The sequence below is a fragment of the Bradyrhizobium campsiandrae genome, assembly GCF_014529705.1.
GTDB lineage: Bacteria > Pseudomonadota > Alphaproteobacteria > Rhizobiales > Xanthobacteraceae > Bradyrhizobium > Bradyrhizobium campsiandrae.
In genome coordinates this window covers 44,233-63,650 of record NZ_JAANIH010000036.1, presented here as the reverse complement: position 1 = coordinate 63,650, position 19,418 = coordinate 44,233, and the positions used below count along the sequence as shown (strand labels likewise).

Below are 19,418 nucleotides of genomic sequence, written 5' to 3'. Positions count from 1 at the left end.
TGGGCACGGCGCTTTGCGCCTTTGCCCACCCTACGGCACCGATTTCTACATCGGCCGGTACGTGCGCACGTCCGCGGGCACGTTCACACCGAGCTTGATCTGGCCGACGGAGCGGATGATGTCGTCGCCGAGCAGTTGGGCGAAGCAGGCATAGCCCCAATCGTTCATGTGCAGGCCGTCGGCGATGACGAAGCTCTCGACCGGAAGCGCCTGCTTCTCGTGCCAGTCGCGCATCACCTCGAAGCGCGGGAAGATGCCGACGTGGCGGAGTTCGGCGACCTTGCCGAGCAGCTTCACCATCTTGCTTGCGCTCTCTGCGCGCTGGGTCACGGCCGGGGAATATTGCGGGTCGACCAGCACGATATCGGCATCGCCGGCGGCCTGGATGCGGGTGATGCCGTCCTCGACCATCTTGGCGGTGTCGGCGGGATCGAGGTTGCGCAGCACGGCGTTGGTGCCGACCTGCCAGATCACGAGATCCGGATGCACGTCGATCACCTCCTTCTGGAGGCGCTTCATCATCTCGGGTGCGTCCTCGCCACCGACGCCGGCATTGATGACGGTGATGTCGGCCGTCGGATATTGCCGTCGCAATTGCGCGGCAAGACGGTTCGGATAGTTGAAGTCGGGCGAGGTCGCGCCATAGCCCGCGGTCGACGACGAGCCGAACGCGACGATCACGACGGGCTTGCCGGCAACGAGCTTGCTCGCGACATGCGGCAGCGAGCCCATGGTCTTCGAGGCGCCCTTCGGCGACAGGCAAGGCACGCGGCTGAAAATATCGCCGGCGGATTTCGCCACCTGCTTCACCTTGTCGATCGCGCGCGAGGTGAGACCGCGCTGCTCGCCGGCCGGCTGGCTGGTTGCGGCAACAGTCGTCTGGGACGGCGATGTCGGAGCGGGATCAGCGGCCTGCTGCGGAGCGGGCGTGGCCTGGGCGGCTTGCGCGCGCGCGGGGGCCTGCAGCGCAGGCGTCAGCATCAGCAGCGCCGCCACTGCTGGCGCGGCCAGCCATGTCGGCAGGGCAAAAGGGCGGAGAGAACTCATTAACGCTAGACCTCAATTTTGCTGCTCGGCCGGCCCCAGATGGGCCGCGCCGATCACGAACTGTGCCAACGCCCGGCCGATGCAATCATGGACCTGCTTTGCCAGCTCGGGGCCGCGGGAGGGACTGAACAGGTCGAACTGCCCCTGATCATTCCACTGCCGCATCATTGCGAAACGGTCGAACAGCGGGACATCATGCTCTTGCGCCACCACCCGCATGTTATCGAGATAAGGCGGCGCCGAAATCATGCTTTCGGTACGTGGGCTGTATTGCAAATTCATCAAGACCACGTCAGCACCCGCATTTTGCAACGCAACCACACCTTCGGCGACGGCGCCGCGGAAATCGTCGGGATCGACGGATCGGATAGCATCTACGGTGCCGGTCTGCCAGATGACCAAAGTAGGTGTTTTTGCTTCCATCAGCTTAACGAAGGTTCCGGCAGCTTCTTCTGCCGTCTTCTTGCTCTGTAGTTCTACGGATACGTGCACGGTCTCCGCAGGGGGCAGTTTTTCTTTCAGGACCGCCTCCATGCGCGCCGGATAGGAGCTGCTTTCAGAAGACGGGATCGTGGTCGATCGGCTGCCGATCACCAGGATCTCAAGCGGTTTGCCCGCCTTGACGGCGCCGGCGACCTTGGGAAGCTGGCTTTCGCTCGTGAGCAGATAGGACGGCAATTCGCAGGCCGCCGGCACGGGGGCGGCGGCGGGCGCAGCATCCTCCGCCCGCGCCGAAGGCACGGCGAGGCCACCGCACAGCAGGATCAGGCTCAGGAGAACCTTCGCCTTCATCAGCCCCCTCCCGCCAGATCGGCGTTGCCGACGGCGTTTTTGGTTTTCGCACCGCTCTTGTCAGCTACGCGCTTGTACCACGAAATCACCCAGGCAACGCCCCACATGATCAGGATTCCGGAGAGACTAATCAGCGCATGCATGGCCGGCCCGCCCGAGACTTCGGCCAGGATGAAGTGCCCGGCAAAGGCCAGGAAGACGCCGAGGCAGAAGATCTCGAGCGAATGCTGGCCGCACAGGATCAGCGGTCGCAGCCACGGCGATTTCAGGCCCGGCCACTCCCGTGGCAGGAAGCGCACGGTGAGCGCCGACAGCGCCAGGAAATGCGTGAAGCGCAGCACGTCGAGGTCGGTCTTGTCGATCGGATACATCCATTGCTCGAGCCGCTTCGGCATGAACTGAGAGAGCTGCGGCACGTACCAGGTCAGCGTCACGTAGAACGCCGCGACGAGATAGGCGATCGAGATCCACATCGTCACGGGCGAGGCCAGGATGCGCGACATCCGTCGCGCCCCGCCGAGCGCGCACCAGGCTCCGAACACGAAAAGCAATTGCCAGGCCAGCGGATTGAACGCCCAGAAGCCGTTCGGATAGGCCGAGAAGTAGAGGTCGAATTCCCAGGTCGCCGCGTACAGCAGGGCCGAGAGCGCGAGCGTGACGTCGGGCTTCCACTTCATCGACCACAGGATCAGCGGCAGCGCCAGCATCAGGACGATGTAGAGCGGCAGCACGTCCATGTTGACGGGCCGGAAGCGCAACAGCAGCGCCTGCACGATCGTGATATCGGGCTGCTTGAGGAAATCCATGATCCCCATCTCTTCGGTGTAGAGCGGGTTCTCGAAACTGGTCGCCACGTAGGAGATCTCGGCGAGGAAGATCGTGAACAGGAAGACGTGGGCGACATAGATCTGCCAGACGCGGCGCAGGATGCGCGCGGTGGCGACCACGAAACCGTTTTCCAGCATCGCGCGGCCATAGACGAAGGCGGCGGTGTAGCCGGAGATGAAGATGAAGATCTCGGTGGCGTCGCTGAAGCCGTAATTGCGGATGGTGAACCAGGTCAGCAGGTTCGGCGGCAGATGGTCGATGAAGATCAGCCACAGCGCGAGGCCCCGAAACAGGTCGAGCCTGAGCTCGCGCTCGCCGATGGCCGGCAGCGTGATCGCCGGCGCAGCCACGCGCGGCTTGGCGTCCGCGGGCTTGGCCCCCGCGGTTCCCGCGATCGTCGATCCCGTCACTTGATCGGCAATGGTCATCGGGGCCCAAAAACCCTTCCGCAAATCGCGACGTTGGAGGAGTGTACCGGTCCAGTCGCCGCCTCGCAAAGCGGCCGGATCACATTTGGCTGTCCTTTGGGGGGTGTACTCTTCGCCAATTCTGGCGGGACGATGTCGCGAAAGCGGACTTCGGCGTTTGGTTCCGGGCCAGGATTCGCTATGATGGCAATCATGTACCGTGCCGTGACCCGCCAAATCGAAGTGACCGTCGAGCCGTGCTTTGTTCCGGAGCAATCGTCGGCCGACCGCTCGCGCTATTTCTGGTCCTACACCATCGTCATCACCAATTCGGGCGAAGAGACCGTGCAGCTCAAGACGCGGCACTGGATCATCACCGACGCCTCCGGCCGGCAGCAGGAGGTCAAGGGCGAAGGCGTGGTCGGCGAGCAGCCGACGCTCGCCCCCGGTGATCGCTTCGAATATACCTCCGGCGTGCCGCTCTCGACCGCCTCCGGCTTCATGACCGGCCGCTACCTGATGGTCAGCGAAACCGGCGAACGCTTCGAGATCGAGGTGCCGACGTTCTCGCTCGACAGCCCGGACAACAAGCGGGTGTTGAATTAGGGCCGCGCCACGTCACGCGCTCTCGACGCCCGCCTCGTGCGGCGTGAACTGATACACCGACGAGCAGAACTCGCAGGTCACGACGACCTTGTCGTCCTTGACCATGGCGCTGCGATCATCGGGGGAGAAGCTCTTCAGCATCGCGGCGACCGCGTCGCGCGAGCAGGAGCATTGCGCTTTCAGGACCAGCGGATTGAACACACGCACGCCACGTTCGTGGAACAGGCGGTAGAGCAGCCGCTCGCCGGAGAGATCAGGATCGATCAACTCGACGTCCTCGACCGTCTCGATCAGCGAGCGCGCCTCGACCCAGGCATCGTCCTCGGCGACACTGTGCACCTCGGCGCCCTCTGGCGCATCGCCGGGGTGCAAATCCGCCTGTCGTGCGCGCTCAGGCGCCTTCGGCAGAAACTGCATCAGCATGCCGCCGGCGCGCCAGCGGTGCTTGCCGCCGTCGCTCGAGCGCCACTCTTCGCCGACCGCGAGGCGCACGCGCGTCGGGATCTGCTCGGAGCGCAGGAAATATTCGTGGGCGGCGTCTTCCAGGCTGCCGCCGTCGAGCGCGACCAGACCCTGGTAGCGGCTCATGTCCGGGCCCTGGTCGATGGTCATGGCAAGATGCCCGTGGCCGAGCAGAGTGCCGGAGTTCATGCCGGTTTCCTTGGCATCGCCAAGACGTTCAGCATCGAAGCGCGCATAGGCGCGCAGGCGATCGGGCGCCTGATAGTCCACCACCAGGAACGACACCGGCCCGTCGGTCTGGGCCTGGAGGATGAAGCGGCCTTCGAATTTCAGCGCCGAGCCGAGCAGCGTCGTCAGCACGATGGCCTCGCCGAGCAGCTTGCCCACGGGCGCGGGATAATCGTGCTTGGTCAGGATGTCGTCGAGCGCAGGACCGAGCCGCACCAGGCGTCCACGCACGTCGAGCGCATCGACCTCGTAGGGCAGCACGGCGTCATCGATCGGAACCGCTGAAGGCGCGCGAACCGGGCCTTCGAACCCGGTTTTCAAGTCAGGGGATTGGGAAACCATGGCGCTGTATCTGGGGTCGGAGGGCGGAAAATGGAAGGGGCGCGGGTGGCCTCAAACTCGGTGTCGCCCCAGGGCGCGCGAAGCGCGAGCCCGGGATCCATAACCACAGGATGACGTCATCGCGCGAGATGACAACTCCGAGTCCTCGCCAAACTCAGTCCTGTGGTTATGGATCCCGGATCGGCGCGCCGCTATGCGGCGCTGGTCCGGGATGACGGCGGAGAATGGGGTCATCGACGCGACCCCACCACGCCATCGCTTTACTTCACCGCGTCAAAACACCAGGCCAGAATGCCCTTCTGGGCGTGCAGACGGTTTTCGGCCTCGTCGAACACGACCGATTGCGGGCCGTCGATCACATCGTCGGTGACCTCCTCGCCGCGATGGGCGGGCAGGCAGTGCATGAACAGCGCGTCGGGTTTGGCCAGCGACATCAGCTTGGCATTGACCTGGTAGGGCTTGAGCACGTTGTGGCGGTGCTCGCCTTCCTTGTCGCCCATCGACACCCAGGTGTCGGTGACGACGCAATCGGCGCCCTTCACCGCGGCTTCGGGATCGGTGCCGAGCACGATCGACGCGCCGGTGGTCTTGATGAAGTCGCGCATCGCCTTCTTCGGAGCCAGCTCCGGCGGAGTTGCGACATTGAGGTTGAACTTGAAGCGCTCGGCCGCGTGGGCCCAGGACGCCAGCACGTTGTTGTCGTCGCCGGTCCAGGCCACGGTGCGGCCCTCGATCGGCCCGCGATGCTCCTCAAAGGTCAGGAGGTCCGCCATCACCTGGCACGGATGCGAGCGCCGCGTCAGGCCGTTGATGACGGGCACGGTCGCGTTGGCCGCGAGCTCCAGCAGCGCCTCGTGATTGAGGATGCGGATCATGATGGCATCGACATAGCGCGACAGCACGCGGGCCGTGTCGGCAATGGTCTCGCCGCGGCCGAGCTGCATCTCGGCGCCTGTCAGCATGATGGGCTCCCCGCCGAGCTGGCGCATGGCGACGTCGAACGACACCCGCGTCCGCGTCGAGGGACGCTCGAAGATCATCGCCAGCGTCTTGCCTTCGAGCGGCTTCACCGGCTGATGCGCCTTCTGCTTCGCCTTCATGGCGGAGGAAGCCGCGAGCATGCTCTTGAGCTCCGACAGCGGCAGCTCGTTGATATCCAGGAAGTGCTTTGGACCCTTGCTCATCAGCTTGCCGTCCGCTTGCTGCCGGACAACGCCGCGCAGGCGCGTTCGAGCCTGATGACGCTGTCCTCGATCTCCGCCTCGGTGACGATCAAGGGCGGCAGGAAGCGCACGACATTGTCGCCGGCGCCGACGGTGAGCAGCTTTTCGTTGCGGAGCGCCGCGATCAGGTCGCCTGATGGCACCACCGCCTTGATGCCGATCAGGAGGCCCTCGCCGCGCACTTCGCTGACGATGTCGGGGTGGCGGTCGATGACGGATGCGAGCTTCTGCTTGAGCAGCAGCGACATCTTCTGCACGTGGTCGAAGAAGCCGGGCCTCAGCATGACGTCGAGCACGGCATTCGCGGCTGCGATCGCCAGCGGATTGCCGCCGAAGGTCGAGCCGTGGGAGCCGGGCCCCATGCCGGAGGCCGCATCCGCGGTCGCCAGCACCGCGCCGATCGGGAAGCCGCCGCCGAGCGCCTTGGCCAGCGACATCACGTCGGGCGTGACACCGGTGCGGCGATGCGCGAACAGATCGCCGGTGCGGCCCATGCCGGTTTGCACCTCGTCGAAGGCGAGCAGCAGGCCTTTCTCATCGCACAGCTGGCGCAACGCCTTGAGAAAGCCTAATGGCGCCGAGCGCACGCCGCCCTCGCCCTGGATCGGCTCGATCAGGATGCCGGCGGTCGCCGGACCGATCGCCTTCTTCACGGCCTCGATGTCGCCATGGGCGACCTGGTCGAAGCCGTCCATCGGCGGGCCGAAGCCTTCGAGATATTTTGCCGAGCCGGTCGCCGCCAGCGTTGCCAGCGTGCGGCCGTGGAAGGCGCCCTCGAAGGTGATGATGCGGTAGCGCTCCGGATGGCCCTTGGAGAAGTGATGATGGCGAACCAGCTTGATCACGCCCTCCAGCGCCTCTGCGCCGGAATTGCAGAAGAACACGAAGTCGGCAAAGCTCTCGCTGCACAGGCGGGCGGCGAGCTTCTCGCCATCGGGGCTCTGGAACAGGTTCGACATGTGCCAGAGCTTTGTCGCCTGCTCCTGCAACGCCTTGACCAGCGCCGGATGAGCATGGCCGAGCGCATTCACCGCGACGCCCGAGGTGAAATCGAGATAGCAATCGCCGTTGGTTGCGATCAACCAGACGCCTTCACCGCGCTCAAAACCGATGTCGGCCCTGGCGAAAACGGGGAGCAAGTGCGGCGCTGCGCTGTTGGTCATGACGGTCACTGGGTTGTTGCACTTGATTGTTGCGGACGGACGGTGGTGCATTACGCAACGCACCATTGACCGGCCCGGAAAACGAAACGTGCCGCCTTTTAAGGGCGGCACGCGTGACTATCTTAGGCTTGATGAGACGGGTGTCAATGCCACCCGGAAAGCCTCGCGAAACGCTGAATCCGTAGTCTTGCGGTGGCGATTTTGCGGGATTTTGGCCACGGAACATGTGGAAGCGAGTCGGCAGACTCTTGCGCGCGAGTCACGCCATATTGTAGCGTTTGGCTTGTCAGATACGACATCTCGTGTAGCGGTCCTGATCCCAAAAGTCCTCATGTACCGGCGTAAACGTTCGGGCGTCTCATTGCGCCCGGCGAGCCTTAAGGGATTCTGGCGGCACGGGTTTTTCGAGACTTAGGCATTCGTCGTGCGGCCCCAGGATGGCGGCGCGCGGCGAAGGAAAGGGTGCAATGACGGTTTTGACCTGGTCCGACGATCGCGTCGAACAGCTGAAAAAGCTCTGGGAGGCCGGACTTTCGGCCAGCCAGATCGCCGCTGAGCTTGGGAATGTCACCCGCAACGCCGTGATCGGCAAGGTGCACAGGCTCGGCCTGTCCGGCCGCGCCAAGAGCCCGTCATCAGCAGCTCCCCGGCCGCGCAAGGCGCGTCCCGCGCAGCACATGATGCGGGTGAGCCGCCCCATCGCGCGCGGCAACACCGCGCTGGCGCAGGCCTTCGAGGTCGAGGTTGAGGCCGAACCCGTGACCTACGACAACGTGGTGCCGATGAGCCAGCGGCTATCACTGCTCGAATTGAACGAAGCGACCTGCCACTGGCCGGTCGGCGATCCCTCGAGCCCGGATTTCTTCTTCTGCGGCGGCAAGGCGCTCTCCGGCCTGCCTTATTGCGCCCAGCACTCGCGCGTGGCGTATCAGCCGGCAGCCGATCGCCGCCGTGCACCGGTCAAGCCGGGCACGCGCTGATTGCAGCTTCAAACGACATCGTCCCGCGACAAGTCGGAACAAATAAGGAAAAGCGCGCCTCGGGGCGCGCTTTTTTGTCGTGCTTACGTGCAGCTCAATCAGCTTTACGTCTGCTCGGCCTTCGCGAAGCGGTCATCGAGGGCGTAGCCGGCGCCGCGAACGGTGCGGATCGGGTCCTGCTCGCGGCCGAGATTGAGCAGCTTGCGCAGGCGGCCGATATGTACGTCGACGGTGCGCTCGTCGATATAGATGTCGCGGCCCCAGACGCTGTCGAGCAGCTGCTCGCGCGAGAACACGCGGCCGGGATGTTCCAGGAAGAACTCCAGCAGGCGATATTCGGTCGGGCCGAGATCGATCGGCCGGCCCGAGCGCGCCACGCGGCGCTTCTCGCGATCGAGCTCGATGTCGCCGAAGGCGAGGACGGTTGCGAGCCGCTCGGGGCTGGCGCGCCGCAGCAGGCCCTTCACGCGTGCCAGCAGCTCGGGCACCGAGAACGGCTTGACGATGTAATCGTCGGCGCCGGTCGCAAGTCCCCTGACACGCTCGCTCTCTTCGCCGCGCGCGGTCAGCATGATGATCGGCAGCTGCTTGGTGTCGGACCGCGTCCGCAGGCGCCGGCACAGCTCGATGCCCGAGAGCCCCGGCAGCATCCAGTCGAGCACGATCAGATCGGGGATGTGTTCCTTGAGGCGGGTGTCGGCATCGTCGCCGCGCATCACCGTCTCGACGTCATAGCCGTCGCCCTCGAGGTTGTAGCGGAGAAGCTCGGTCAGAGCTTCCTCGTCCTCAACCACCATAATGCGTGCGCCCATGGGGTCGTCGCTCCTTAAGTATTCGGAATCGTGGTGGCGAAGGTCGTCATGTCACCCTTCGGCCGCTTGTCGGTGATGGCTTGGCCTTCGATCATGTAGAACACGGTCTCGGCAATGTTGGTGGCGTGGTCGCCGATCCGCTCGATGTTCTTGGCGCAGAACATCAGATGGATGCAGAACGAGATGTTGCGCGGATCCTCCATCATGTAGGTGAGGAGCTCGCGGAACAGCGAGGTGCAGATGGCATCGACTTCCTCGTCGCCCTTCCACACCGCCATCGCCGCCGGCAGATCGTGCGCGGCATAGGCGTCGAGCACAGACTTGACCTGCTGCTGCACGAGGTCGGTCATGTGCTCGAGGCCGCGGAACAGTTTGAGCGGATGGAAATCCGTCTCCAGCGCCGCGACGCGCTTGCCCATGTTCTTGGCGAGGTCGCCGATCCGCTCGAGATCGGTCGCGACGCGCATGGCGCCGACGATCTCGCGCAGGTCGATCGCCATCGGCTGGCGGCGCGCGATGGTGAGCACGGCGCGCTCTTCGATCTTCTTCTGCAGCGTATCGAGCTCGGCGTCGGTGGTGACGACGCGCTGACCGAGCGCGACGTCGCGGCGGATCAGCGCGTCGACGGAATCCACGATCATGCGCTCGGCGATTCCGCCCATCTCGGCGACCAGGCGCGTGAGCTCCTGGAGGTCGGTATCGAAGGCTTTTGCGGTGTGTTCGGAAGCCATGTCCTGCCTCTCCTCAGCCGAACCGGCCGGTGATGTAATCCTGCGTGCGCCGGTCGGACGGCGACGTGAAGATCTTGCTGGTGTCGTCGAACTCGATCAGTTCGCCGAGATACATGAAGGCGGTCTTGTCGGAGACGCGCGCCGCCTGCTGCATGTTGTGGGTGACGATCGCGATCGTGTAGTTCTCGGACAGTTCCTGGATCAGCTCCTCGACCTTGGCGGTCGAGATCGGGTCGAGCGCCGAGCAGGGCTCGTCGAACAGGATCACCTCGGGCCTGACAGCGACGGTGCGGGCGATGCAAAGGCGCTGCTGCTGGCCGCCGGAGAGCGACAGGCCGGAGGCATTGAGCTTGTCCTTGACCTCGTTCCACAGCGCGCCACCGCGCAGCGCCTTCTCGACGCGGTCGTCCATCTCGGATTTCGAGATCTTCTCATAGAGACGGATGCCGAAGGCGATGTTCTCGTAGATGGTCATCGGGAACGGCGTCGGCTTCTGGAACACCATGCCGACGCGGGCGCGCAGCAGATTGAGGTCGAGCTTGGGGTCGAGAATGTTGGTCTGGTCGAGCATCAGCTGACCGGTGACGCGCTGACCCGGATAGAGGTCATACATCCGGTTGAAGATGCGCAGCAGGGTCGACTTGCCGCAGCCGGACGGGCCGATGAAGGCCGTGACGCGGTTGGTGCCGAGCATCAGATTGATGTTCTTCAGCGCGTGGTGCTCGCCGTAATAGAAATTGAGGTTGCGCACCGTCACCTTGGCCGGCGCCTCCGGCAACGGCTGCTGCGACGCCAAATGAGCGTTCGAACTCACGGATACGGACAGATCGGTCATTTTGCGGTCCTCTCGGCGCCGAGGATGCGGGCGCCAATGTTCAGGGCAAGCACGGTGAGCGTGATCAGCAGCGCGCCGCTCCAGGCCAGCTGCTTCCAATAGGCGTAGGGGCTCTGGACGAAATTGTTGATGGTCACGGGCAGATTCGCCATCGTCTTGTTCAGCCCGAGGCTGAAGAACTGGTTCGACAGCGCGGTGAACAGCAGCGGCGCGGTTTCGCCGGCGACGCGGGCGGTTGCGAGCAGCACGCCGGTGATGAGACCGGAGCGGGCGGCACGATAGGCGATCCGCTTGATCACCAGCGAGCGCGGCAGGCCGAGCGCGGAAGCCGCCTCGCGCAGCGCGTTCGGCACCAGCAGCAGCATGTCCTCGGTCGTGCGCAGCACCACCGGGATCACGATCACGGCGAGCGCGAGCGAGCCTGCGATCGCCGAGAAGCCGCGCATCGGCACCACCACCGCGCCGTAGATGAACAGGCCGATGATGATCGAGGGTGCCGACAAGAGGATGTCGTTGATGAAGCGGATCACGGAGGTCAGCTTGTCGTTACGGCCGTACTCGGCGAGATAGGTGCCGGCGAACAGGCCGAGCGGCGCGCCGATACCGACGCCGATTATTGTCATGATCAGCGAGCCGACGATGGCGTTGCGCAGACCGCCTTCGGTCGAGCCCGGTGGCGGGGTGTCGGCGACGAACAGCTCGAGGTTCAGGCCGGCGATGCCGTTGTAGAGCAACGTGAGCAGGATCAGCGCGAGCCAGGTGACGCCGAAGGCGGCAGCCCCGATGCAGAGCCCGCGGACGACGATGTCCTTGCGGCGGCGGCGTGCGTAAATCGGGTTCATGTCACTTCCCCGCCTTCTTTTCCAGCCGCAACAGCATCAGCCGCGCGCCTGCGAGCACGAAAAACGTCAGCACGAACAGGAGCAGGCCGAGCAGGATCAGTCCGGACTGGTGCAGGCCGTCGCTCTCGGCAAACTCGGAGGCGATCGCCGCCGAGATCGTGGTGCCCGGCGCGAAGATCGAGGACGAGATGCGGAACGAGTTGCCGATGATGAAGGTCACCGCCATGGTCTCGCCGAGCGCGCGACCCAGCGCCAGCATGACGCCGCCGATGATGCCGACGCGGGTGTAGGGGATCACCACGCTGCGCACGACTTCCCAGGTGGTACAGCCGACGCCATAGGCCGCCTCTTTCAGCACGGGCGGCACCGTCTTGAACACGTCGACCGAGATCGAGGTGATGAAGGGCAGCACCATGATGGCAAGGATCAGCGCCGCGTTGAACAGGCTGAGATAGGACGGCGGGCCGGCAAAGATCGCGCCGAGCACGGGGACGCCGTCGAAGATCCGGATCATGAAAGGCTGGAACGTGTTGGCCAGGAACGGGCCGAGCACGAAGAATCCCCACATGCCGTAGATGATCGAGGGAATGCCTGCGAGCAGTTCGACTGCCATGCCGATCGGGCGGCGCAGCCATTGCGGGCAAAGCTCGGTCAGGAAGATCGCAATGCCGAGACCCACGGGAATCGCGATCAGCATCGCGATGAAGGAGGTGACGAGCGTGCCGTACATCGGTCCGAGCGCGCCGAGCACGGGCGGATCGGCGGACGGCGCCCAACGCTGCGTCCACAGGAACGCGAAGCCGTATTCCTTCATCGCCGGGAAGGCGCCGACGATCAGCGAGATGATGATGCCGCCGAGAATGAGGAGCACCGAAATCGCGGAAAGCCGCGTGATCCAATAGAAGGTGACGTCGCCGAGCTTGAACGCGCTCAGGGCCTTGGCGCGATCGTACGGGCCGGCCTCGTCGATTACATCGCTCTGAACAGCCATCTCTGCCACGCCGATCCCCTGTACGAAGTCATATACGCTTTTTGTTGGGTTCAAGCCCCGGACCCAGCACGTCACCGGTCCGAGGCCTGGTGTTTGTCGGTCCCGGCTCTGCGGTGCGGCATGGGATGCCGCACCGCCTCCGGGACAGGAGAGGAGAGCGCTTAGCTCTTGATCTCGGCAGCCCAGGTCTTCTCGATCAGCTGAACGACGCTGTCGGGCATCGGGATGTAGTCGAGCTCTTCAGCCGCCTTGCCGCCGTTCTTGAAGGCCCAGCGGAAGAACTTGATGGCTTCCTGCGAGGCCGCCTTGTCGGTGGCCTCCTTGTGCATGAGGATGAAGGTCGCCGCCGTGATCGGCCAGGACTTGTCGCCAGGCTGGTCGGTCAGGATGACGTAGTAGCCGGGGGCCTTGGCCCAGTCGGCGTTGGACGCCGCCGCCTGGAAGGCTTCGACGGTCGGCTGCACCGGCTTGCCGGCCTTGTTGACGAGGCCGGTGTAGGTCAGCTTGTTCTGCTTGGCATAGGCGTACTCGACATAGCCGATCGAGTTCTTGGTCTGGCTGATGTTGCCCGACACGCCTTCGTTACCCTTGGCGCCGACGCCAACCGGCCACTCGACGGCGGTGCCTTCACCGACCTTGCTCTTCCAGTCGGCGCTGGCCTTGGAGAGGTAGTTGGTGAAGTTGAAGGTGGTGCCCGAGCCGTCCGAACGACGGACCACGGTGATCGCCTCCGACGGCAGCTTCACGTTCGGATTGAGCTTCTTGATCGCGGCGTCGTCCCATTTGGTGATCTTGCCGAGATAGATGCTGGCGAGGGTCTCGCCGTCGAACACGAGTTCGCCAGCCTTGACGCCCTCGATGTTGACGACGGGAACGATGGCGCCCATCACCATCGGCCACTGCACGAGGCCGTCCTTCTCGAGCTGCTCGGCCTTGAGCGGCGCGTCGCTGGCGCCGAAGGTCACGGTCTTGGCCTGGATCTGCTTGATGCCGCCACCCGAGCCGATCGACTGGTAGTTCAGACCGTTGCCGGTCTCCTTTTTGTAGGCGTCAGCCCACTTCGAATAGATCGGGAACGGGAACGTCGCACCGGCACCGGTGATATCGGCAGCAAAGGCTGCCGTCGTCGTTGCGGCGACCAAGCCGGCAGCGACGATCGTCTTGAGGAAATTCATGCTGGTCTCCATACAGGGGAGCGAAGCGCCATCCGCGCCCGATCGCGCTCCCCGTGCCGCCCCTTTAGGAGCGGTCAGCTGAGCTTTTACGAAGGTTTCGTGACAGTCGGATGACAGGCCCAAGCAACTGAAATCGCTTGATTTATCGCCTACACTAAAGTCTTGGCCGGGGGAAAACAGGCGGTGAAAGTGGCGCCCTGTTTGGGCACGCTTTCGATCAAAAGACGGCCGCGATGACGGTTAAGAATATGTTTCACCAGCGATAATCCGAGGCCGGTTCCGCCCTGTGAACGACTGTCGCCGACGTCCACCCGGTAGAAGCGTTCGGTCAGCCGCGGCAGGTGCTCGGGGGCGATGCCGGGGCCGAAATCGCGCACCATGACCCGCACTTCCTGAGTTCCGTCGGTCACCGGCGTGGCGGTCAGCGACACAATGACGCGCCCGCCCGAGGCGCCGTATTTGAGCGCGTTCTCGATCAGGTTTTCGAACAGCCGCAGCAGCTCCTCCCGATCGCCCGCGATCATCACCGGGGCGTCGGGCAGATGGGTCTCGACCTCGACCTGGCGCTCGCGCGCCAGCGGCTCCAGGCCGTCGGCGACCTGACGGATGATCGGCAGCAGGTCGACCAGGGTGTCAGGCCGCACATGGGCCGACAGCTCCACCCGCGACAGCGACAGCAGGTCGTCGATCAGGCGCGCCATGCGGGTCGCCTGATTGTGCATGATGCCGAGGAAGCGCTCGCGCGCCTTGGGATCGTCCTTGGCCTGGCCCTGCAGCGTGTCGATGAAGCCGGAGAGCGCCGCCAGCGGCGTACGCAATTCGTGGCTGGCATTGGCGACGAAGTCGGCGCGCATCTCCTCGACCCGGCGCAGCGGCGTCTGGTCATGGAAGGTCATCAGCATGCATTTGTCGGCGCCGCCGAAATTGGTCGGCACCGGCACCGGGGTGATGATCAGCTCCATCCAGCGATCGACCGGCACATGGTCGAGGTAGGTGGCGCGCCGCGGCTCGGAGGTCGCAATGGACTCGCGCAGCGCGGTGATGATCTCCGGCGAGCGCAGCGCGAATTGGGCGAGCTCGTTCTTGCGCAGCGCCGGCGCGAGCTGGGCGGCGGCGGCATTGAGATGGATGACGCGGCCGGCGCGGTCGAGCAGCACCGCCGGATCCGGCATCCCGGCGACGACCGCGGCCACGGCCGCGCTCTCGACCGGATTGACCCGCCTGACGTCCTCGCGCGAGGCAGCGGTATCATGCAGCCGCCACGGGATCAGCGCCGCCGCCGCGATGCAGAGAAACACCGATGCTGCCCGGACGGCCGACAATTCGCCGAGCGAGACCACCACCGACAGCGCCAAGGCGGCCGCGATCAGGATGACGGTCGAATGCCTCAGCCGGTCGGACCAGGGCTGCGCGGGGGGAGACGATGGGGCATCGATCGCCATCGTGGCGGACTTCTCCTTAAGGGCTGGCGCCGGTCAGGCACCGCTGTCGCTGCGCTTTCTCACATAAGCGGCCTCAGGCGGTGGACCTGGATCGAGCTTGAGCGCCGCCTGCTGCAGGCGCTTGGATCGGGCACCGATGATAACCTCGCGAAACGTCAGCAGGATTACAGAGATGACGAAAGGGGAGAGATAATAGAGGACCCGGAACAGCAGCATGCCCCCGAGCAGCTCCTCGCGATCCATCTGCCAGAGGCCAACCAGCATGGCGGCATCGAACACGCCGAGCCCGCCGGGCGAATGGCTGGCGAAGCCGAGCAGCGTCGCCGAGACGAAGATGACAGCGACGACGACGAAGCCGAGATTGGGCTCGTCGGGAACCAGCACATACATCGCGAGCGCGCAGAAACCGAGATCGATGATGCCGATCGCGATCTGGAGCAGCGTCAGCGGGCCGCCGGGCAGTACCACGGTCCAGGGGCCCCGTCCGACCACCCGGGGCTGGGTCCAGACCCAGACCACATAGCCGACCAGCGCGGCGAGGATCATCATCGCCAGCGTACGGTTCAGCCAGGGCGGCAGCTGGTCGATCGCGGCGGCCGCCTCCGGATGATAGGAAATGCCGAGACCGAGCACCGCGGCATTGCCGAGCCAGAAGGTGAGGCCGGCGAGAAAGCAGATCTTTGCGACGTCGATCGCGTTGAGGCCATAGGCCGAATAGATGCGATAGCGCACCGCGCCGCCAGTGAAGACGCTGGCGCCGACATTGTGGCCGATTGAATAGCTGGTGAAGGCCGCGAGCGCGTTGATGCGATAGGGCACGTGAGCATGGCCGATCGCGCGCACGGCAAACCAATCGTAGAAGGTCAGGGTGAAATAGCCCGCGCTGACGAACAGCGCCGCCATCGCAATCTGGCTCAGCTCGGTGCTCTTGATCGCCTCGATCACCTCGTTGCGATCGATACCGCGCAGCATGTGGTAGAGCACATAGCAAGCGATGCCGATGACCGCGACGCTGATCACAACTCCAAGCTTATGCAGGATTTGCTTCTGGCGCAGCAACGTCATCGCCCTGCGTATGGCTTCCAGCATCTAGACCTCGAACAACGCTTCAGCGGCCGGGGTGGCCGGCGAACAGGCGGGTGACGCACAGGCACTCAACGAACAAGCCGTCGACGAACAAGCATTCGACGAACCCTTGCCGCCGGCCCCGGCATCGCGCATGCCCCCCGTCCCTCCACTAGCGCGTTTTGCGGCGGAGTGGAATTCGCCAATGTGAACAAAATCACGTGCCTTCAATATTTTAGGCAGGTCTGCGGCCTCGTGATGCACTGTTTGGCGCTTTCGGCGGCAAGCTCGACGCGAATCTCCACGGCAATCCTGCGCAGCCGCCGTGAAGTTTTGATGATTTCGACCGGACAATGTTCCGTCACGCCTTAAGTCGAAATCAATCTATGGGCTGCATCCGCCCCTTGAAAGAGGGGCAAGCGGGGCTGTCGTTCACGGTCTTCCGATCTGCCGAACACCCCGCCGCCGATGGTCAGGGTGCATGGCAACATCACAGAACGGCCGCGGGTTGGCTGCGCGAGACCACCCAATAGCGCAGCCACGCCCCGATGGTGCAGCCGACGAGGTAACAGGCCAACATGACCAGGCCGAGGTCGAGCCAGTAGCCGAAGCGGCCCGGGACGACATGGGCAAGCGAGGCCGCGACCAGGCCCGCGACAAGCGCCGCAAGCCAGCGCGCGGTGACCTTCGAGGTGCCGTTGCCGCGCTGGACCACCGAGATCCAGCCCATGCAAAAGCCGAGCAGAACCGAGCCGATCAGCCAACCCATGTGAAACGAGACGAGATAGGGCATCGTCACCTCACCAGAAATTCGATGCGGCGGTTTTGCGCCTTGCCGTCGTCGGTGTCGTTGCCGGCGACAGGCTGCGTGCTGCCGTAACCGACTGCGGAGAAACGGTCCGCCGGCAGGCCTGCCTTGACCAAATAAGCGATCACGGCCTCGGCGCGCTTTTCAGACAGCGCCTGGTTGAAGGCATCCTCGCCGTCGGCATCGGTATGGCCGGCAACCTCGATATTGGTGGTCGGGCAACGCAATGCCGTCTCGATCAGATGGTCGAGAATGCCGGCCGAGTCGGGATCGATGTCGGCGCGCTTGCTCTCGAAGCGGATCTTGCCCTTGGCCAGCAGTTCCGAGAACAATTGCTGGCAGACGGTGCCGTCGACCGGCCCCGCCGCGGGCTTCACGGTGATCTCGGGCTTGTACTGCCAGGTCTTTGGAAAGTCCTTGCCGAGGCCGGCGCGGATGTCGTTGGCCGCGCCCTCGTACAGCGCATCGCCCGACAGCTTGACCTCGCGATCGGAGACCACGAGCGTCCCGGTCGACAGCCGTGACAGCGCGCCGAGCGCGGCCACCACGGCGGTGTTGAAGGAGCCGGGCGCGCCGATGCTGGCCTTGAGATTGTCGACCACCTTCTCGCCAAAGAATTTTCGCGATGCGCTGGTCGCGATCGCGGCGTGAACGTTGTTGTCGGGCACATAGCCGGTCAGCGTCACGGTGGCGGCAACCGGATCCTTGTAGGCCTGGAAGATGTAGGGCGGCGCCTTGATCTCGTTCGCGGCGATCGAAAAACCCTCGGGCAGGTTCTTCAGCGCCGCCGCAATCGCCTCGCGGCCGCCGAGATCCCGCGCCATGCCTGACAGGGTAACCTTGGTGTCCGAGATCGTGATCTTGCCGTCCTTCAGCTTGCCGATCTGGTCGAGCAGCAGCATCGCCGCAGCCTCGAACCGCGGGGGCGCGCCGCGCGCCAGGCCCATCTGATCGGCGACCTCGCTCCCGGCCACCTCCTTGCGTGCCGCCTCGGTCAGTCGCGCCTTCATCGACGGCAGCGGCGCGGAGCCGGACAGCGTCACCCGCACCACGTCACGCTCGGCATTCCAGACGAAGGGCTTGGCTTCGGGAACCAGGCGGGTCCGGTCATCGACCAGCCGCACGCCGGGAACCATCTCGACCGTCAGCACGGCGTCACGGCGCCCCTCCTCTGAGAAGGCATCCGCCGCCAGGCTGACGTCGCGGCCGTCGACCGCAATCCGGGTCTTGTCCAGCACGGTGTCCTTGAGCGCAGCCGAAGAGCGGGCCGACAGGTCGGCCTCGACAGGCAAGGTGTTATTCCAGGCCGCAAATCCCCACATGACGGCCAGGGGAATCAGCCCCGGCCACCATTTGCTGGCCCACCTGAAAAGCTTCTGCATTCGACGACCCGAACTCTGGAACCGGAGACAAAACAAACCCTTGGCAGGCTGTCAAACCGGAAATGGGGCCCTTTCGGGGACCGCTCGTGGACAATTGGAATAACTTTTTCTTCAAGGGTCATTCCTTAAGTTGGGGGCGGAATGCCCAGGGGCGGCCGGCCGGTCATGAGACAACTCCGTAACAACGTCATTCGCGCCGGGCTGGGTGCACTTTACTTCAGCGGGGCGCATCATCTGCTACGTCCGCTGCTGTCGGGCGTCGGCGCCATCTTCATGCTGCACCATGTCCGGCCGGCCCGTGAGGGCGCGTTCCAGCCGAACCGGCATCTGGAGGTCACCCCGGACTTCCTGCGCGTGGCCCTGTGCCATTTGCGCTCGCGGGAGATCGATATCGTCAGCATGGACGAACTGCACGAGCGGCTGGTCCAGGGCCGCTTCGGCCGCCGCTTCGCGGCCTTCACCCTCGACGACGGCTATCGCGACAACAGGGATCATGCCCTGCCGGTGCTGCGCGAATTCGACGCGCCCGCGACCATCTACGTCGCCAGCGACTTCGCCGAAGGCACCGGGCGGCTGTGGTGGACGGCGCTGGAGGCCGTGATCGCCAAGGCCGAACGGATCGAGGTCAGAATCGGCGATTCCGCGCTGCGGCTCGATGCGACGACGCCCGTTGCAAAGCAGGCGGCGTTCGATCGCCTGCACGACTGGCTGCGCGCACTACCGGGCGAACACGATTTGAAGCGCGAGATCGAAGCGCTCTGCGCCGCGCATGGTGTCGACATGGAAGCGCTGTGCCGCAGCCTCTGCCTGTCCTGGGACGAGCTGAAACGGCTTGCCGCCGATCCGCTTGTTACGATCGGCGCCCACACCATCAGCCATTGCAATCTCGCCAGGCAGAGCGAGGAGATCGCCGCGCAGGAGATGGCCGCGAGCCGGCTCCGGATCGAGCATGCACTGGAACGCGAGGTGCTGCATCTCGCTTATCCCTATGGTGACCGCGAAGCGGCAGGGACGCGCGAATTCGCGCTGGCCGCATCCGCCGGCTTCAAGACCGCGGTGACGACACGGCCCGGCATGCTGTTTGCCGAGAACGCCGGCCACATGACCGCGCTGCCGCGCGTTTCGCTCAACGGAAATTACCAGGATGCGCGCATCCTGCCGGTGCTGACCTCGGGCGCCGCGACCGCGATGTGGAACGGCTTTCGCCGGATCGCGGCAGCGTAGCCTCACCCACAGCTGTCAGACCCCCCTCCCACC

General features: G+C 64.7%; 19 protein-coding genes. 3 read left to right on the top strand and 16 right to left on the bottom strand.

Annotated elements, in window-relative coordinates:
• Window positions 1-45: 45 nt before the first annotated feature.
• From G8O24_RS25000 to G8O24_RS24990, 3 genes are read right to left on the bottom strand one after another with little or no spacing between them, the layout of a single operon-like run.
• The gene (locus tag G8O24_RS25000) at window positions 46-1,047 is read right to left on the bottom strand and encodes an SGNH/GDSL hydrolase family protein (protein ID WP_188104002.1); all 1,002 of its coding nucleotides are present in this window, start codon (window positions 1,045-1,047) and stop codon (window positions 46-48) included.
• A gap of 12 nt (window positions 1,048-1,059) precedes the next feature.
• Window positions 1,060-1,839 (bottom strand): SGNH/GDSL hydrolase family protein, encoded by a 780-nt coding sequence (locus G8O24_RS24995; protein ID WP_188104000.1) that lies wholly within the window; start codon window positions 1,837-1,839, stop codon window positions 1,060-1,062.
• Window positions 1,839-3,095 carry an OpgC domain-containing protein gene (locus G8O24_RS24990; RefSeq protein WP_188103998.1) on the bottom strand — a complete coding sequence of 419 codons (1,257 nt, stop codon included), beginning with the start codon at window positions 3,093-3,095 and terminating at the stop codon, window positions 1,839-1,841. The genes G8O24_RS24995 and G8O24_RS24990 overlap by 1 nt, the downstream gene beginning before the upstream one ends.
• 192 nt (window positions 3,096-3,287) lie before the next feature.
• Between G8O24_RS24990 and apaG the strand changes: the two genes are divergently transcribed.
• Entirely contained in the window at window positions 3,288-3,680 is a 393-nt protein-coding gene (gene apaG / locus G8O24_RS24985) for a Co2+/Mg2+ efflux facilitator ApaG/CorD (RefSeq protein WP_188104052.1), read from the top strand.
• Window positions 3,681-3,692: 12 nt separating this feature from the next.
• Here apaG and G8O24_RS24980 read toward each other — a convergent pair whose 3' ends face one another.
• The 3 genes from G8O24_RS24980 to G8O24_RS24970 all read right to left on the bottom strand — a co-directional run bounded on the left by G8O24_RS24980 (window position 3,693) and on the right by G8O24_RS24970 (window position 7,098).
• Window positions 3,693-4,712, bottom strand: coding sequence for an Hsp33 family molecular chaperone (locus tag G8O24_RS24980; RefSeq protein ID WP_188103996.1), 1,020 nt, complete (start codon window positions 4,710-4,712; stop codon window positions 3,693-3,695).
• 260 nt (window positions 4,713-4,972) lie between these two features.
• Complete coding sequence (gene argF, locus G8O24_RS24975; protein ID WP_188103994.1) at window positions 4,973-5,896, bottom strand: ornithine carbamoyltransferase; 924 nt, start codon at window positions 5,894-5,896, stop codon at window positions 4,973-4,975.
• Window positions 5,896-7,098 carry an aspartate aminotransferase family protein gene (locus G8O24_RS24970; RefSeq protein WP_188103992.1) on the bottom strand — a complete coding sequence of 401 codons (1,203 nt, stop codon included), beginning with the start codon at window positions 7,096-7,098 and terminating at the stop codon, window positions 5,896-5,898. Before G8O24_RS24970 ends, argF begins: the two co-directional genes overlap by 1 nt.
• Before the next feature lie 467 nt (window positions 7,099-7,565).
• Here G8O24_RS24970 and G8O24_RS24965 point away from each other — a divergent pair, with 467 nt between their 5' ends.
• On the top strand, window positions 7,566-8,078 hold the full coding sequence (locus tag G8O24_RS24965; protein ID WP_188103991.1) for a GcrA family cell cycle regulator: 513 nt from the start codon (window positions 7,566-7,568) through the stop codon (window positions 8,076-8,078).
• A gap of 104 nt (window positions 8,079-8,182) precedes the next feature.
• On the opposite strand, the gene phoB is transcribed toward G8O24_RS24965, so the two are convergent.
• The 10 genes from phoB to G8O24_RS24915 form a co-directional block, all read right to left on the bottom strand.
• Entirely contained in the window at window positions 8,183-8,890 is a 708-nt protein-coding gene (gene phoB, locus G8O24_RS24960; protein WP_092289108.1) for a phosphate regulon transcriptional regulator PhoB, read from the bottom strand.
• Window positions 8,891-8,904: 14 nt separating this feature from the next.
• A complete protein-coding gene (phoU, locus tag G8O24_RS24955; RefSeq protein ID WP_188103989.1) occupies window positions 8,905-9,621 on the bottom strand; it encodes a phosphate signaling complex protein PhoU in 717 nt (238 codons plus the stop codon).
• Between the two features lie 13 nt (window positions 9,622-9,634).
• A complete protein-coding gene (gene pstB / locus G8O24_RS24950; RefSeq protein ID WP_128968873.1) occupies window positions 9,635-10,456 on the bottom strand; it encodes a phosphate ABC transporter ATP-binding protein PstB in 822 nt (273 codons plus the stop codon).
• Complete coding sequence (gene pstA / locus G8O24_RS24945; protein ID WP_188103987.1) at window positions 10,453-11,298, bottom strand: phosphate ABC transporter permease PstA; 846 nt, start codon at window positions 11,296-11,298, stop codon at window positions 10,453-10,455. The genes pstB and pstA overlap by 4 nt, the downstream gene beginning before the upstream one ends.
• 1 nt (window position 11,299) lies before the next feature.
• Window positions 11,300-12,289, bottom strand: coding sequence for a phosphate ABC transporter permease subunit PstC (gene pstC / locus G8O24_RS24940; protein WP_188103985.1), 990 nt, complete (start codon window positions 12,287-12,289; stop codon window positions 11,300-11,302).
• Window positions 12,290-12,450: 161 nt separating this feature from the next.
• The gene (pstS, locus tag G8O24_RS24935; RefSeq protein WP_188103983.1) at window positions 12,451-13,464 is read right to left on the bottom strand and encodes a phosphate ABC transporter substrate-binding protein PstS; all 1,014 of its coding nucleotides are present in this window, start codon (window positions 13,462-13,464) and stop codon (window positions 12,451-12,453) included.
• A gap of 149 nt (window positions 13,465-13,613) precedes the next feature.
• Window positions 13,614-14,906: an ATP-binding protein gene (locus tag G8O24_RS24930; protein WP_188103981.1), complete on the bottom strand. Its 1,293-nt coding sequence runs from the start codon at window positions 14,904-14,906 to the stop codon at window positions 13,614-13,616.
• Between the two features lie 33 nt (window positions 14,907-14,939).
• Entirely contained in the window at window positions 14,940-15,995 is a 1,056-nt protein-coding gene (locus G8O24_RS24925) for a putative bifunctional lysylphosphatidylglycerol flippase/synthetase (protein ID WP_188103979.1), read from the bottom strand.
• 466 nt (window positions 15,996-16,461) lie between these two features.
• Complete coding sequence (locus G8O24_RS24920) at window positions 16,462-16,764, bottom strand: hypothetical protein (RefSeq protein WP_188103977.1); 303 nt, start codon at window positions 16,762-16,764, stop codon at window positions 16,462-16,464.
• Between the two features lie 2 nt (window positions 16,765-16,766).
• Complete coding sequence (locus G8O24_RS24915) at window positions 16,767-18,161, bottom strand: OmpA family protein (protein ID WP_188103975.1); 1,395 nt, start codon at window positions 18,159-18,161, stop codon at window positions 16,767-16,769.
• Window positions 18,162-18,326: 165 nt separating this feature from the next.
• Here G8O24_RS24915 and G8O24_RS24910 point away from each other — a divergent pair, with 165 nt between their 5' ends.
• On the top strand, window positions 18,327-19,385 hold the full coding sequence (locus tag G8O24_RS24910; protein ID WP_188103973.1) for a polysaccharide deacetylase family protein: 1,059 nt from the start codon (window positions 18,327-18,329) through the stop codon (window positions 19,383-19,385).
• Window positions 19,386-19,418: the final 33 nt, after the last annotated feature.

Bases quoted from the DNA above. Each gene is read 5' to 3' on its own strand.
- G8O24_RS25000 (WP_188104002.1), bottom strand. From the start codon at position 1,047: ATGAGTTCTCTCCGCCCTTTTGCCCTGCCGACATGGCTGGCCGCGCCA.
- G8O24_RS24995 (WP_188104000.1), bottom strand. From the start codon at position 1,839: ATGAAGGCGAAGGTTCTCCTGAGCCTGATCCTGCTGTGCGGTGGCCTC.
- G8O24_RS24990 (WP_188103998.1), bottom strand. From the start codon at position 3,095: ATGACCATTGCCGATCAAGTGACGGGATCGACGATCGCGGGAACCGCG.
- apaG (WP_188104052.1), top strand. From the start codon at position 3,288: ATGTACCGTGCCGTGACCCGCCAAATCGAAGTGACCGTCGAGCCGTGC.
- G8O24_RS24980 (WP_188103996.1), bottom strand. From the start codon at position 4,712: ATGGTTTCCCAATCCCCTGACTTGAAAACCGGGTTCGAAGGCCCGGTT.
- argF (WP_188103994.1), bottom strand. From the start codon at position 5,896: ATGAGCAAGGGTCCAAAGCACTTCCTGGATATCAACGAGCTGCCGCTG.
- G8O24_RS24970 (WP_188103992.1), bottom strand. From the start codon at position 7,098: ATGACCAACAGCGCAGCGCCGCACTTGCTCCCCGTTTTCGCCAGGGCC.
- G8O24_RS24965 (WP_188103991.1), top strand. From the start codon at position 7,566: ATGACGGTTTTGACCTGGTCCGACGATCGCGTCGAACAGCTGAAAAAG.
- phoB (WP_092289108.1), bottom strand. From the start codon at position 8,890: ATGGGCGCACGCATTATGGTGGTTGAGGACGAGGAAGCTCTGACCGAG.
- phoU (WP_188103989.1), bottom strand. From the start codon at position 9,621: ATGGCTTCCGAACACACCGCAAAAGCCTTCGATACCGACCTCCAGGAG.
- pstB (WP_128968873.1), bottom strand. From the start codon at position 10,456: ATGACCGATCTGTCCGTATCCGTGAGTTCGAACGCTCATTTGGCGTCG.
- pstA (WP_188103987.1), bottom strand. From the start codon at position 11,298: ATGAACCCGATTTACGCACGCCGCCGCCGCAAGGACATCGTCGTCCGC.
- pstC (WP_188103985.1), bottom strand. From the start codon at position 12,289: ATGGCTGTTCAGAGCGATGTAATCGACGAGGCCGGCCCGTACGATCGC.
- pstS (WP_188103983.1), bottom strand. From the start codon at position 13,464: ATGAATTTCCTCAAGACGATCGTCGCTGCCGGCTTGGTCGCCGCAACG.
- G8O24_RS24930 (WP_188103981.1), bottom strand. From the start codon at position 14,906: ATGGCGATCGATGCCCCATCGTCTCCCCCCGCGCAGCCCTGGTCCGAC.
- G8O24_RS24925 (WP_188103979.1), bottom strand. From the start codon at position 15,995: ATGCTGGAAGCCATACGCAGGGCGATGACGTTGCTGCGCCAGAAGCAA.
- G8O24_RS24920 (WP_188103977.1), bottom strand. From the start codon at position 16,764: ATGCCCTATCTCGTCTCGTTTCACATGGGTTGGCTGATCGGCTCGGTT.
- G8O24_RS24915 (WP_188103975.1), bottom strand. From the start codon at position 18,161: ATGCAGAAGCTTTTCAGGTGGGCCAGCAAATGGTGGCCGGGGCTGATT.
- G8O24_RS24910 (WP_188103973.1), top strand. From the start codon at position 18,327: ATGAGACAACTCCGTAACAACGTCATTCGCGCCGGGCTGGGTGCACTT.